This is a genomic window from Enhydrobacter sp. (genome assembly GCF_030246845.1).
GTDB lineage: Bacteria > Pseudomonadota > Alphaproteobacteria > Reyranellales > Reyranellaceae > Reyranella.
This window is the reverse complement of the sequence record NZ_CP126889.1, coordinates 1,021,805-1,034,226: the sequence shown is the minus strand read 5'-3', so window position 1 is coordinate 1,034,226 and position 12,422 is coordinate 1,021,805. Positions and strand designations below refer to the sequence as shown.

General features: G+C 65.3%; 12 protein-coding genes and 1 tRNA gene. 6 read left to right on the top strand and 7 right to left on the bottom strand.

The window, feature by feature from the left end:
* Nucleotides 1–6: 6 nt before the first annotated feature.
* Together OJF58_RS05370 and OJF58_RS05365 are read right to left on the bottom strand one after the other, a co-directional pair.
* A complete protein-coding gene (locus OJF58_RS05370; protein WP_300782330.1) occupies nucleotides 7–1,008 on the bottom strand; it encodes an ABC-three component system protein in 1,002 nt (333 codons plus the stop codon).
* 595 nt (nucleotides 1,009–1,603) lie between these two features.
* Nucleotides 1,604–1,693 (bottom strand) — tRNA-Ser (locus tag OJF58_RS05365).
* 134 nt (nucleotides 1,694–1,827) lie between these two features.
* Between OJF58_RS05365 and OJF58_RS05360 the strand changes: the two genes are divergently transcribed.
* Nucleotides 1,828–2,172 carry a hypothetical protein gene (locus OJF58_RS05360; RefSeq protein WP_300782328.1) on the top strand — a complete coding sequence of 115 codons (345 nt, stop codon included), beginning with the start codon at nucleotides 1,828–1,830 and terminating at the stop codon, nucleotides 2,170–2,172.
* A gap of 172 nt (nucleotides 2,173–2,344) precedes the next feature.
* On the opposite strand, the gene OJF58_RS05355 is transcribed toward OJF58_RS05360, so the two are convergent.
* Genes OJF58_RS05355 through OJF58_RS05340 form a run of 4 tightly spaced genes read right to left on the bottom strand, consistent with a single transcriptional unit; the run spans nucleotide 2,345 to nucleotide 4,231 of the window.
* A complete protein-coding gene (locus OJF58_RS05355; RefSeq protein WP_300782326.1) occupies nucleotides 2,345–2,662 on the bottom strand; it encodes a DUF6295 family protein in 318 nt (105 codons plus the stop codon).
* A gap of 11 nt (nucleotides 2,663–2,673) precedes the next feature.
* Nucleotides 2,674–3,432, bottom strand: a complete 759-nt coding sequence (locus OJF58_RS05350) for a dienelactone hydrolase family protein (RefSeq protein WP_300782323.1) — start codon at nucleotides 3,430–3,432, stop codon at nucleotides 2,674–2,676.
* A gap of 26 nt (nucleotides 3,433–3,458) precedes the next feature.
* The gene (locus OJF58_RS05345) at nucleotides 3,459–3,683 is read right to left on the bottom strand and encodes an SDR family oxidoreductase (RefSeq protein ID WP_300782321.1); all 225 of its coding nucleotides are present in this window, start codon (nucleotides 3,681–3,683) and stop codon (nucleotides 3,459–3,461) included.
* Nucleotides 3,653–4,231 (bottom strand): SDR family NAD(P)-dependent oxidoreductase, encoded by a 579-nt coding sequence (locus OJF58_RS05340; RefSeq protein WP_300782319.1) that lies wholly within the window; start codon nucleotides 4,229–4,231, stop codon nucleotides 3,653–3,655. The genes OJF58_RS05345 and OJF58_RS05340 overlap by 31 nt, the downstream gene beginning before the upstream one ends.
* Before the next feature lie 91 nt (nucleotides 4,232–4,322).
* Between OJF58_RS05340 and OJF58_RS05335 the strand changes: the two genes are divergently transcribed.
* Nucleotides 4,323–6,041: a dihydroxy-acid dehydratase gene (locus OJF58_RS05335; RefSeq protein ID WP_300782316.1), complete on the top strand. Its 1,719-nt coding sequence runs from the start codon at nucleotides 4,323–4,325 to the stop codon at nucleotides 6,039–6,041.
* A gap of 52 nt (nucleotides 6,042–6,093) precedes the next feature.
* On the opposite strand, the gene OJF58_RS05330 is transcribed toward OJF58_RS05335, so the two are convergent.
* Nucleotides 6,094–7,317, bottom strand: coding sequence for an ABC transporter substrate-binding protein (locus OJF58_RS05330; RefSeq protein ID WP_300782314.1), 1,224 nt, complete (start codon nucleotides 7,315–7,317; stop codon nucleotides 6,094–6,096).
* 455 nt (nucleotides 7,318–7,772) lie between these two features.
* On the opposite strand from OJF58_RS05330, the gene OJF58_RS05325 reads away from it, so the two are divergent.
* The 4 genes from OJF58_RS05325 to OJF58_RS05310 are packed head-to-tail and all read left to right on the top strand — an operon-like array spanning nucleotide 7,773 to nucleotide 12,421.
* The gene (locus tag OJF58_RS05325) at nucleotides 7,773–9,173 is read left to right on the top strand and encodes an amidase (protein WP_300782312.1); all 1,401 of its coding nucleotides are present in this window, start codon (nucleotides 7,773–7,775) and stop codon (nucleotides 9,171–9,173) included.
* Between the two features lie 44 nt (nucleotides 9,174–9,217).
* Nucleotides 9,218–10,456: an urea ABC transporter substrate-binding protein gene (locus OJF58_RS05320; protein WP_300782309.1), complete on the top strand. Its 1,239-nt coding sequence runs from the start codon at nucleotides 9,218–9,220 to the stop codon at nucleotides 10,454–10,456.
* A 28-nt stretch (nucleotides 10,457–10,484) separates the two neighbouring features.
* Nucleotides 10,485–11,351: a branched-chain amino acid ABC transporter permease gene (locus OJF58_RS05315; protein WP_300782306.1), complete on the top strand. Its 867-nt coding sequence runs from the start codon at nucleotides 10,485–10,487 to the stop codon at nucleotides 11,349–11,351.
* Nucleotides 11,352–11,359: 8 nt separating this feature from the next.
* Nucleotides 11,360–12,421, top strand: a complete 1,062-nt coding sequence (locus OJF58_RS05310) for a branched-chain amino acid ABC transporter permease (RefSeq protein WP_300785180.1) — start codon at nucleotides 11,360–11,362, stop codon at nucleotides 12,419–12,421.
* The last annotated feature ends 1 nt before the right edge of the window (nucleotide 12,422 follow it).

Below are 12,422 nucleotides of genomic sequence, written 5' to 3'. Positions count from 1 at the left end.
CCCAACTCAGACCTTCCATGTCACGCGGTTGTCGTTGGCAAGCTGGTGGCAGACACCCTGTTTCACTCCTACTTTGGCCTGCGCCGACAGCACACTCGCCGGTGTGGTCTGCCCAGCGGCGGTCAGAGCCTTGGTAAGCCTTTCCATCCCTGTCCCGGGAAGGGCCAGCCCAGGCTCGATGACATCGAAAATCTGGTCGGCAAAGCTCTCCGTCGTGCCTGGCTCGGTCTGGTCCCGGTAGTTCGCCAAGAATGCTTCTGCTTCGAAAAAGCGTACCCGCTGCTTCTGGAGATCATCCCTCCAAGCAGCATGAGCATCCAAGTCGCTGACGGTCTTGATCTCCGAACCGGCGGCTTCAGCGTAGACGTCCAGCAGCTTCCCGACATAGATGGTCTCGTGCGGCATCAGCGCTTCGGGGGGAGCATCTGCTGGGGGCGGAGGAGGCAGCAAGCCGCCGAACCGCTGTGCCCAATACCCAGTCTGCCGATGCCAATCGAGCAGCTCCTCGATGGTGAGGTAGCCGAAGCTGCTGAAGTCATACTGTAGGACGTACTCCTCCAGCTTGCCCTCCAAGAGGTGGATCTCGTTATCCACAACATGGTTGGCCACCCGGGTGTTCCACGTCGAGATCACTTCCTGCCGGAACCTCGCAGGGTTGAGAAGCAGGTCGCGCAGGGCTGTCGTCGGGCCTTTTGGAGCCGCGAACCGGCAGCGTCGCGGCGGAGTGAAGACTCCGCGGTACGCATGGAAGATGATCTTGCCGGCATCACGACAGGCGGTGGAGGGTTGGAGCAACCCCTCATAGTTCTTGCATTGGACGTTGTCCCAGACGCCTGAGCACCCCGCAGGGCTGCATAGGCCGATAACGTCCCTTCCATGGTCGCCGGCGCCGCCGAGCCGCTTGACCTCTTCATACCCCGTCATTCCCTTGGCGCACTCCCGAGTGAAAATCTCCCACTCGGTAGCGTCGTAGGCACGGATTGCCTTGACGATCCCCGCAAGCAGCAATTTTGACGTTCCGTCTCCCCGGTCGCTGAACCTAACAAGAAAACGACATGGCGAGGAAGAAGCCGACGCTGATTTAGCGCTACTCCTGCCCCGCGGCCCGCGACTCATTCCACTCACGATTGTCCCAGCGTTTCGGGCGAATGACGCCCGCTGCCTTTGGAAGGAGCGCGACACCCGGTCGCAGGCTCTCCTCGCGGATCGCTCGCACCCATCGGCCTTCATCCCGGATGGGCACCAGGGCCGCTTTCGCCGTTGGCGATGACCCAATCAATGTCAGCCAGTTCGAGTGGGGCGCGAGGGACAGAGGAAGCGGATGTTGGACCGATCGGAACCTTCGGACCGGCATTGGTGAACAGACGGATCGGGAGTCGAACCCGAAGTGGCGTGGTAGTGCTCTTGCCAGAGCAATCGTCGCCGCCGCATTGTCGTGCATCGCGAATGACCACTCGACCATCAGGGCCCAGAGAAAATCGGGTGAAATGGCGCGCTGAGGTACGGCCGGTCCGTTCTCCGAGTGGTCCTTCGACGAAAAAAGGCCCTGTTGCGCGGCCTTTCTCGCTGCATACGCGACAACTACCGCCGCGTGCAGACTGGTTGGCGGACAGGGCGGGATTCGAACCCGCGGTGGCTGTTACACCACGCACGCTTTCCAAGCGTGTGCCTTAAACCGCTCGGCCACCTGTCCAGCTCGCCGCTCGTGGAGCGCGGTCGGCCGTCCTTATAGCGTGGCCGCCGGCCGGGGCAACGGCATCTTCCCTCGCACGGCGCGGTTGGCTAGGGTTGTCTGGGGATTTGGGATTGGGTGTTTTGGGGGAAGAGATGGTTCTGTTCCGTGGGGTGGGTTGGGTGCTGCTGGCGATGGCCGTGGCGGCCATCGTGCACGATTGCCTGGCGTGGTGGTCGGAGGGGGCGTTTCGCCTGATGCTGCTCGGCGACCTGTGGTCCGGCTTCGACGATGCCGCCTTCCGTCCGGTGCCGGGCGCGCCGGCGCCGGGCTGGCTGTGGCAGCACCTCGCCCTGCCGCTGCTGATGACGCCGGCGCTGCCCGCCTTCGCGATCCTGGGCGCAGTCCTGCTCTGGATCGGCCGTCGCCCCGGCGGCCGGCCCGAGGCCTCGTTCCTCACCGCCTCGCGGCCGCCCCGGCGGCGCAGCAGCCTCTCCTGAGGTCTCGCGCGGTATCGTATTACCTCCCCCGCATGTGGCGCGAGAAAGCGACAAACGGGCCGCGAATGCCGATGGCATCGGCATCGGAGGCTTCTCACACCCGTGAGAAAATCGTGAGAAGCCCAGCGGGCGGCTTGCAGCTCCGCCGCCAGCGGCCGGCCGGGCTCGCGCCTCACGCCGCTCGGACGAGGCTCGCCACGGCGCCCTTGTCCCTTCCTTTGCCTCTCACTTCCGCCTCCTCGAACTCGGCGGCGGCGATCGCCCGGTCGAGCGCGGCACGCAGCTCCTTGGCCGTCTCCAGCGTGAGCTCGATGCCGGCCCGCGCCCCCGAGTCGAGGCTGGTGTTGATGAAGTCGAGCGTGATGACGTCGCCCAGGTGCGCATGGCGCGCGTGGTCATAGGCCACCACCGCCTGCGACAGCGGGAACCAGTCGTCTCCGCGCTTTGCCATGCCCTCGGCGCGCGCGATCTCGATGATGGACGTGCACATCGTGGGACCTCCTACTTCGCCAGATGCTTGCCGAAGAAGGCGAACACCTTGCTCCAGCCGTCCATCGCCTGCTCGACCCGGTAGAGCGGCCGGTGCCAGTAGAAGAAGCCGTGGCCGGCGCCGTCATAGCGGTGGAACTCGTAGGCCTTGCCGTGCTTCTTGAGCTCGGCCTCGTGCTGGTTCACCTGCTCGGGGCTGGGCGCGCGGTCTTCGTTGCCGAACAGGCCGAGCAGCGGGCAGGAGAGGTCCTTGGTCATGTCGATGGGCGCGACCGGCGTCTTGGCATTGAGCTCCTCCTTGCCCATCACCACGCGGCCGCCCCAGAGCTCGACGCAGGCGTCCACGTCCTTCTTCTGGCAGGCATAGAGGAAGGCGTGCCGGCCGCCCGAACAGGAGCCGAAAAGGCCGACCTTGCCGTTGTGGTTGGGCTGCTCGCGTATCCACTTCACCGCGGCCTCGGTATCGCCGACCATCTGCGAATCGGCGATGCCGCCGTCGGCGCGCACCTTGGCGGCGACGTCGTCGGGGTTGCCGTCGCTGCCGCCGCCCTCGCGCTCATAGAGGTTGGCGCAGATCGCGAGATAGCCGTGATGCGCGAACCGACGCGTCGTCTCGATATAGAGCTCGCTCCAGCCCGGAAGATGATGGATCAGCACGACGCCCGGAAAACGGCCCGCACCGGATGGCTTGGCCACGTACGCCGTGATCGGTGTTCCCTTGTCGCCTTTGATGGTCACGTTTTCGCACGTCATGCCTCGATAGAATGACATCGATCTTCCTCCATGAGCGTGAGTTCTCAGACCGTGCGGAAGCCGCCGTCGGCCATGATGATACAGCCGGTAATGTAGGACGACATCTCCGACGCAAGGAAGACCGCCGGTCCAGTGATATCCTCCGGCTTGCCGGGGCGGCCGAGCGGCGTGTGCCGCATGACCATGGCCACCATCTCCGGGTTCCTGGCGCGCGCCTCGGCGCTGATCTTGGTCTCGATCAGTCCCGGTCCGATGGCGTTGACCCGCACGCCGTCCTTTCCTTGCCGAGCTCCGCCGCCAGCGCCCGCGTGAAGCCCAGCACGCCGTGCTTCGAGGTCGTATAGGCGGCCGAGTTCGGCCAGCTCACATGCACGAACGACTGGATCGAGCCGATATTGACGATCCGGCCCCTGGTCTCTCGGAGCTGGCCGAGGAAGGCGTGTGTGACGTTGAACATCCCGTCGAGATTGATCGAGAGGATGTCGTCCCAGTCTTTGGCCACCGCCTCGGCGTCGCCGGTGATCGGATTGCGGCGATTGATGCCGGCATTGTTGACGAGGATCGAGACCTTGCCACTCCGGCCGATCTCCGCCGCCGCCGCTTTGCAGGCCTGGCGATCCGCCACGTCGAGTCTCACGGCGGATGCCGTGCCACCTGCGGCCTCGATCAAGCGGATGGTCTCCCCGGCTCCGCCGGGATCGACGTCGAGGACGATCACGCGTGCGCCCTCGCGCGCGTAGGCGAGGCATATGCCTTGGCCGATGCCCGACCCACCGCCGGTCACGGCTGCGATGTGCCCCTCGAGAAGTCCGGCCATGAGTCCCTCCTGCGCGCTGGGAAAGATTCAACGTACAGGAACAGAAACCGTTGGGTTAGTCTCCAAGCCCGTTTCGACAGATGTGACGTTCATGACCCAAGACAGCAGCACTTTCTGGAAGAAGTCCCGCGTGGAGCTCCGGGCGGCGGGGTTCGATCCGGACCGCGCCGCCCGGGCCAACGCGGTGGTGACGATCGCCAGCGCCTATACCAACGCGCACCGGTGCAACAATCGGGTTCGCGCCATCACCGATCTGCTGGTCGACACCATCGCCGAACGCGGCGGGCAGGGCCTGATCGTCGGCGCGCCGGCCGTGTCCGACGCGCTGACGCAGGGAACGCCCACGGCGGGCTACAGCCTGGTGTCGCGCGATGTCGCCGCGGACTGCTTCGAGATCGGCCATTACGCCCATCACGGCGATGCCATGATCGTGATCTCGGGCTGCGACAAGACCGGCGCCGCCGCCCTCATGCCGCTCGCCCGCACCAACGCCTTCGGGTTGGTGCTCTATCCCGGCACCAGCTCGCCGGGCGGCGTCGCCTTCGGCCCCTGGGCGAGCAAGGGGACCAATCTCACGATCATGGACTATGCCGAGGGCCGCGCGGCGGCCGAGGCTGGCCGGATCTCGGAGTCGGAATTGCTCGAACTCGAGCGCAACGTGATGCCGGGCAGCGGCACCTGCGGGGCGATGTTCACGGCCAACACGATGAGCACGACCGCCGAGGCGATCGGCATGATGCTGCCGCGCGGCGCCTCGCATCCGGCCGACCACGATGCGCGCAGCGACATCCATGAAGACGTGCGGGCGCAGGCGCATGCCTCGGTCGACGCGTTGTATCGGCTGATCGCTTCCGGCATCCGGCCACGGGACATCATGACCGAGCGCGCTTTCGAGAACGCCATCGCGACCGTCTATGCGATGGGCGGCTCGACCAACATGTACCTGCATCTGCTGGCCGTCGCGCGCGAGGCCCAGGTGCCGATCACGATCGAGCGCATCCAGGAGGTCGGCGAGCGGATACCGCTCATTGCCAACCTGCAGCCGCACGGCCCCTTTGCGATGACGAGCCTGCATGCGATCGGCGGCGTGCCGATCGTCATGAAAGAGCTGCTGCGCAACGGCCTGCTGCACGGCGACGCGATGACGGTAACCGGCAGGACGCTGGCCGAGAACCTCGCGGCCGTGCCGACACTGGAGGAGATCGGCCGTCAGGATATCGTCTTCCCGGTGGTGCGGCCGGTCGCGCCGCCCAACAATCACATCAGCGTGCTGAAGGGCAATCTCGCGCCGGAAAGCTGTTTGCTGAAGCTCTCCGGCAAGACGCTGGAGAAGGGACAGTTCAGGGGCACCGCCCGCGTGTTCGAGTCGGAGGCCGAGGCGATGCAGGCCATCCGGGAGAACAAAATTGTGCCGGGAAACGTCGTCGTCGTGCGCAATGTCGGCCCGGTCGGCGGTCCCGGCATGCCGGAAATGGTGATGCTCACCATCCAGCTACAGGGACGGGGCCTCGGCGAGGACGTCGCCTTGATCACCGACGGCCGCTTCTCGGGCGTGTCCCACGGCATCCTGATCGGGCACATCTCGCCGGAGGCCGCGCGCGGCGGTCCGATCGCCGCGGTGCGCGATGGCGATGCGATCGTCATCGATCCACGAGCCCGGACGCTCAACCTCGATGTCTCCGACAGCGAGCTCGCGACGCGCATGGCCGATTGGCGGCCGCCCGACCCGGCCGGTCGGGTACGCCCCGGATCGGTCCATCACAAGTACGTTCGCCTGGTGTCGTCGGCCCACCACGGCTGCGTGGTGTGACGGGAGCGCGATTTGATCCGCGCTCCCGCAATGGCGCCGGTATTGGCGGCTGTCAGGCGCTCTCGTTGCTGAGCACGTCGCCGAACAGGCTCCATTTCGCGCCGTCGAACTTGGCGAGATGGACCGACTGGATGGGATAGAAGTCGGTCGGGCTGGTGTTGATCGTGATGCCGGGCAGGAGCATCGGCACCTTGAGGTCGTGCATGCTGGCCGCCTGCTTCATCAGGTTGGCGCGGGTCAGGTCGTCGCCGCAGCGCGTCAGGCAATCGTGCATCGTCGCCGACACCGCATAGGCGTAGACGTTGCCCGAGTCGGCCGGATTGGCGTCCGGCAGGTACTTCTTCATCCAGGCCTGCCAGTCCTTGAAGTCGGGCTGGTCGGCCCATTGTGGATCGGTCGCGTCCTTCAGGTACTGGGCGGTGATGATCCCCTTGGCGTTGTCGAAACCCGCCGGCTTCAGCACGGCGGCGACCGACGCCGAGACATTGACGAGGTACTGCACCGGTTTCCAGCCGAGATCGGCGACCTTGCGGATCGCCTGCGCCGCCGCCTTGGGCGTCGCGTGGTTGAAGAAGACGTCTGCCCCGGAATCCTTGAGCTGGATGATCTGGCTGTCGACGGTGGGATCGGTGATCTCGTAGCTCACCACCTTGACCAGGAACTTGTCCTTCTCCTTGCCGAAGCCTGCGATGAAGCCGTTGAGGTAGTCCTTTCCCGAATCGTCGTTCTGGTAGAGCATCGCCACCTTGGCGTTGGGATGGTTCGCCATGATGTGCTTGGCGTAGATCGCGGCCTCGGTGGCGTAGTCGGGCTGCCAGCCCATGGTCCAGGGGAAGTGCTTGGGATCGCCCCACTTCGAGGCGCCGGTGGCGACGAAGAGCTGCGGCACCTTCTTCTGGTTGAGGTACTTCTGCACCACCGTGTTGGTGGGCGTGCCGAGAAGCTGGTAGATCGCGAACACCTTGTCGTTCTCGACCAGCTTGCGCACCATCTCGACCGTCTTGGGCGGGCTGTAGCCGTCGTCGTAGCTGATGAAATCGACCTTGCGGCCGTTGATGCCGCCCTTGTCGTTGACCATCGTCCAGTAGGCCGCGATCGCCTTGCCGATCGTGCCGTAGGCGGAGGCCGGGCCCGAATAGGGATTGGTGTGGCCGAGCTTGATCTCCTTGTCGGTGACGCCGGGATCGTACTTCTTCTGCGCGCGCGCAACATAAGGCGCGGTCAGGGCAAACGCGGCGCTGCCGGCAGCGAAGGTACGACGGCGAACGAGAGTCACGATTCTTTCCTCCTTGGCATGCTTCGGTTCAGTCCGATAGCTAGCCAAGAACCAACCGCTTCTCCAGCCAGACATCCCGCGCGCATCGTTCATCGAAACGCCGCTCGGGTGCCGTGCCGCTAAGCGATCCCGGTCGTAGTTCGCCGATCCTGCCCAATGTCGCCAGGTCACTCTCCTTCGGTCTGCCAACCGCCGCCCAGCGGTTGGCCTCGATCGCATCGGAGGGCCGCACGCTTGTCGATATTCCGGGCGAACACCTGACGCTGATCGGGCTGCCGCATGTCGAGGCGCTGGTACGGGCGTTCGATCGAAGCCTGCCGTCGTCGTGGGCAGCGGCACGGCCCTCAATAAAAAAGTTGAAAAGGGAAATAATCGGAAATAAACCATTGAAGTCGACATAGATTCGGATCGCGCGGCGATATCCGAAGGAAGTCCGTTTCGACTAGGAGGCCGGCATGTCGGTAAGCCTGCACTACCTGGAACTGATGGAGCTCGGTCGCCGGCTTCACGCGAAGGAAATCTCGCCTGTCGAAGCGACGCGTGCCCAGCTCGACCGGATCGAAGCGCTGGACCGGCGCCTGTGCAGCTATGCCCTCGTCACAGCCGACCTTGCGCTGGAGCAGGCTCGCAAGGCGGAAGCGGAAATCCGCAAAGGCGAGGTCAAGGGACCGCTGCACGGTGTGCCGATCGCCGTGAAGGACCTGTGCTGGACCAAAGGCATCCCCACGGCGGCCGGAACGACAATCCATCGGGACTTTCGCCCGCAGGAGGATGCGACGGTCGTTCATCGGCTGCGTGATGCCGGCGCGGTGCTGCTCGGCAAGCTGCAGATGACCGAGGCGGCCTATGCCGATCATCATCCCAAGATCACGCCGCCGGTGAATCCCTGGAATGCCGACCACTGGTCGGGGGCATCGTCGAGCGGCTCCGGCGTGGCGACAGCGGCGGGGCTCTGCTACGGCTCGCTGGGCTCGGATACCGGCGGGTCGATCCGCTTTCCGTCGGCGGCGAACGGCGTGACCGGGCTCAAGCCGACATGGGGACGCGTCAGCCGTTACGGCGTCTTCGAGCTGGCGGCCACGCTCGACCATATCGGGCCCATGGCGCGCAGCGCCGCCGACTGCGCCGCCATGCTCGGGGCCATCGCCGGGCCGGACGATCGCGACCCGACGGCGAGCCAGGAGCTGGTGCCGAACTATCTGGCCGGCATCCGCCGCGGCCTGAAAGGCGTGCGCGTAGGGGTCGACGCCGACTGGAATGCCAAGGGCAGCGATGCCGCCGTGACGCGATCGGTCGAGGGGGCCTTGAAGGTGGTGGAAGGGCTGGGCGCGGATATCCGGCCGGTGCGATTCCCCGACCCCGCGCAGATCATCGTGGACTGGATTCCCAACTGCGCCGTGGAGACCGCTGTCGCCCACCTCGCGACGTATCCGCAACGCAAATCGGAATACGGACCGGGACTGGCCGGGCTGATCGATACCGGCCGCGCCCTGTCGGGCCTCGACTATCAGCAGATCCTGCTGCGCCGTAACGACTTCCGCGGCCGCGTCGCAAAGCTCTTCGAGGCGATCGACCTGCTGCTGGTGCCGGCCCAGCCCTTCGCATCGCCGACCAAGGCGATGATGGGGCGGCTGGGCGAGGACCCGTCGCTCGTTCAGGGGCTGCTGCGCTTCACCTGTCCGTTCGACATGACCGGCAGTCCCACCATCACGCTGCCCTGCGCTTTCACCGAGCAGGGCACGCCGCTCGCCTTCCAGTTCGTCGCCGCGCATTTCGCCGAGGACATGCTGGTACGGGCGGCCCACGCCTATCAGCAGGCAACCGACTGGCATCGGAACCATCCCGATCTCACCTGACGCTGCCCGTCCGTCTGCTGAAAGAAGAAGAGGAGGGACGTTGCATGAAAAGGCGAGCACTTTTGGCCGGTGCGGCGGCGCTGCCGCTGGTCAACATCGTCGGCGGCGAGCAGGCCCGCGCCGACACCAAGCCGATCAGGATCGGCCTGCTGGAGGATATCTCGGGCGATCTTGCCGTGTTCGGCATCCCGAAGCTGCACGGCTCGCAGCTCGCGGTCGAGGAGATCAACGGCAAGGGCGGCATCATGGGCCGGCAGATCGAGCTGATGCATCTCGACCCGCAGGGCGACAATGCGCGCTACCAGGAATTCGCCCGCCGGCTGCTGCAGAAGGAGAAAGTCGACCTCCTGATCGGCGGCATCACGTCGGCCTCGCGCGAAGCGATCCGTCCGATCGTCGATCGCACCAAGACGCTCTACTTCTACACCAACCAGTACGAAGGCGGCGTGTGCGACGCCAGCATGATCAGCGTCGGCGCGGTGCCCGAGCAGCAGCTCTCGACGCTGATCCCGTGGATGGTCGAGAAGTTCGGCAAGCGCGTCTACACGGTCGCCGCAGACTACAATTTCGGCCATCTCTCGGCCGAGTGGGGCCGCACCCTGCTCAAGCCGCTGGGTGGCGAGATCGTGGGCGAGGAGTTCATTCCGCTCGGCGTCTCGCAGTTCGCGCAGACGATCCAGAACATCCAGAAGGCCAAGCCTGACTGGCTCTACATGCTGAATGTCGGCGCGGCGCAGAACTCGTTCTTCCCGCAGGCCTCGGCGGCCCATCTCGACATCCCGATGGGCAGCCCGATCAAGATCATGCTGGGCTTCGAGCACAAGCTGTTCCCGCCACCGGTGATGGCCAACATGTATGCGACGGCCAACTGGTTCGAGGAGCTGAACACGCCCGCGGCCGAGGATTTCAAGAAGCGGTGGCGGGCCAAGTTCCCGAAGGAGACCTACATCAACGACATGGGCTACAACGCCTATGTCGCGTTGTACATGTACAAGATGCTGGCCGAGCGGGCGCACTCATTGGACAAGGACGATATCCGCAAGGTGATCGCCAAGGGCGATGCCGGTATCGACGCGCCGGAAGGCCATATCGTCATCGATCCCAAGAGCCAGCACACCTCGCATCACATGCGTCTGCTGTCGGTCGACAAGGAGAACAAGGTCCATATAGAGAAGGATTTCGGCGTCATTCAACCCTACTGGCTGGGCCAGGTCGGCTGCGATCTGACGAAGTCGAACCCCAAGGAGCAGTACACGCCGGATCACCTGCCGCCGAAGCGGTGATCTCCGGTCGATACGAGGATCAGGCGTCATGTTCGCGGATTCGTTTTCGTACTTCTATCAGTTCGCGGACGTGTTCGCCTTCCTGGTCCTTTCGGCCGCGGGCCTCGCCATCATCTTCGGCATGATGGGCATCATCAATCTCGCGCATGGCGAGTTCATCATGTGCGGCGTCTACGTCACCTCGGCGGCCTATCATGCCGGCCTGCCGCTGCCGATGGCCCAGGCCTGCGGGGCCATCGCCGCCGGCCTGATCGGCGTGCTGCTGGAGGTGACGATCATTCGGCCGCTCTACAGCCGGCCGCTCGATTCCCTGCTGGTGACGTGGGGTATCAGCCTCGTCGCCACGCAGGGGACGCTGATCGTGCTGGGCTCGACCTTTCCCGGCGTCGGCATGCCGGGTCACAGCTTCTCCGTCGGCGACTATTCCTTCTCGAGCTATCGCATGGTCCTGTTCGCCGCTTCCTTGTGCGTGCTCGGCTTCGTCTATGTCCTGTTCATGCGCACCCGCTTCGGAGTCCATGCGCGCGCGACGATGCAGAATCCGCGCATGGCGCAGGCGCTCGGCGTGCGCAAGGGCGTCATCTACGCCGTGAGCTTCGGCATCGGCACCGGCCTGGCCGGCTTGTGCGGTGCGCTCTACGCTCCGACCATGAACCTGATCCCGACCATGGGCGCGAGCTTCCTGGTCGAGGCGTTTGTCACGGTGGTCGTGGGCGGCGCCAATGTGCTGCTCGGAACCGCGCCGGCGGCCATCGCCCTCGGTGTGATCCGCGCCGGCCTGAACGCCTGGTACGGGCAGGTGATCGGCCAGATCGGGCTGCTCATCGCGGTGGTGCTGATCATCCGCGTCCTCCCCGACGGCTTCTCGGGTTGGCTGACCAGGCGCTCGAGCTGATGTCGGCCATGTCGAACCCGCTCAACGGCCCACAGACGCTGGGCCAGGGCCGCCTCTTCTGGTCCGGTGCGGCGGCCGTGCTGGCGATGGCGCTCGTCTATCCCGCGTTCGTCGATTCCTACGATGTCGGCAGCTCGGCCTACTTCCTGTGCTGGGTCTTCATGGCCCTCGGGCTCTGCCTGATGTGGGGCTATGGCGGCATGATGTCGTTCGGCCAGACATTCTTCTTCGGCCTCGGCGGCTACGGTTACGGCGTGATCGAGATCAATCTCGGCGTCGCCCACGGCGGCGCCATGGCCTCGCTCGCCGCGGCGCTGGCGGTGACGGGGCTGGCGGCGGCGCTCATCGGCTATTTCATGATCTATGGCCGGATCGGCGGCATGTTCTTCGGCATCGTGACCTTCGCCCTGACCCTGGCGCTGGCCTTCTTCCTCAATCAGACCGCCGGACCGGAATGGCATATCGGCGCCGCCAGGCTCAACGGCTTCAACGGCATGCAAGGCATGGATCCGCTGGCGCTGCCGTGGTTCGGCGACGACATCGATCTCGAAGGCACGCCGTTCTATTATTTCGTCCTGGCGCTCCTGGTCCTCACCTACCTGCTGCTGCGCCTCCTGGTGAACTCGCGGTTCGGCAACGTGCTGGTCGCGATCCGCGAGGATCCGCTGCGTGCCGAGTTGCTCGGCTACGACGTCCGCCGATATTCGCTCGTCACTTTCGTCATCGGCAGCATGCTCGGCGGGTTGAGCGGGGCGCTCTACTGTTCCTGGGGCCAGTTCATCTCGCCGTCCAGCATCGGCCTTCCCGCCGCGGCGATGCCGGTCGTCTGGGTGGCGTTCTCCGGTCGCTCGGACGTGACCGCCACCCTGGTCGGCACGCTGTTCCTGATCGCGGGCTTCCAGGCGCTGACCATCTACAGCGAGCAGTGGGCGCTGATCCTGATGGGCGTACTGCTGGCCGGCACCGTTCTGATCGCGCCCGATGGCCTCATCGTCTCGCTCGCCAAGGTGCTGGCCCGGCGTCGCGCCCGCAGCCGGCCGGTGCTCGAGCCGTCTCTCCTGGAGCAATAGC

Bases quoted from the DNA above. Each gene is read 5' to 3' on its own strand.
- OJF58_RS05310 (WP_300785180.1), top strand. From the start codon at position 11,360: ATGTCGAACCCGCTCAACGGCCCACAGACGCTGGGCCAGGGCCGCCTC.
- OJF58_RS05315 (WP_300782306.1), top strand. From the start codon at position 10,485: ATGTTCGCGGATTCGTTTTCGTACTTCTATCAGTTCGCGGACGTGTTC.
- OJF58_RS05320 (WP_300782309.1), top strand. From the start codon at position 9,218: ATGAAAAGGCGAGCACTTTTGGCCGGTGCGGCGGCGCTGCCGCTGGTC.
- OJF58_RS05325 (WP_300782312.1), top strand. From the start codon at position 7,773: ATGTCGGTAAGCCTGCACTACCTGGAACTGATGGAGCTCGGTCGCCGG.
- OJF58_RS05335 (WP_300782316.1), top strand. From the start codon at position 4,323: ATGACCCAAGACAGCAGCACTTTCTGGAAGAAGTCCCGCGTGGAGCTC.
- OJF58_RS05355 (WP_300782326.1), bottom strand. From the start codon at position 2,662: ATGTGCACGTCCATCATCGAGATCGCGCGCGCCGAGGGCATGGCAAAG.
- OJF58_RS05350 (WP_300782323.1), bottom strand. From the start codon at position 3,432: ATGTCATTCTATCGAGGCATGACGTGCGAAAACGTGACCATCAAAGGC.
- OJF58_RS05360 (WP_300782328.1), top strand. From the start codon at position 1,828: ATGGTTCTGTTCCGTGGGGTGGGTTGGGTGCTGCTGGCGATGGCCGTG.
- OJF58_RS05340 (WP_300782319.1), bottom strand. From the start codon at position 4,231: ATGGCCGGACTTCTCGAGGGGCACATCGCAGCCGTGACCGGCGGTGGG.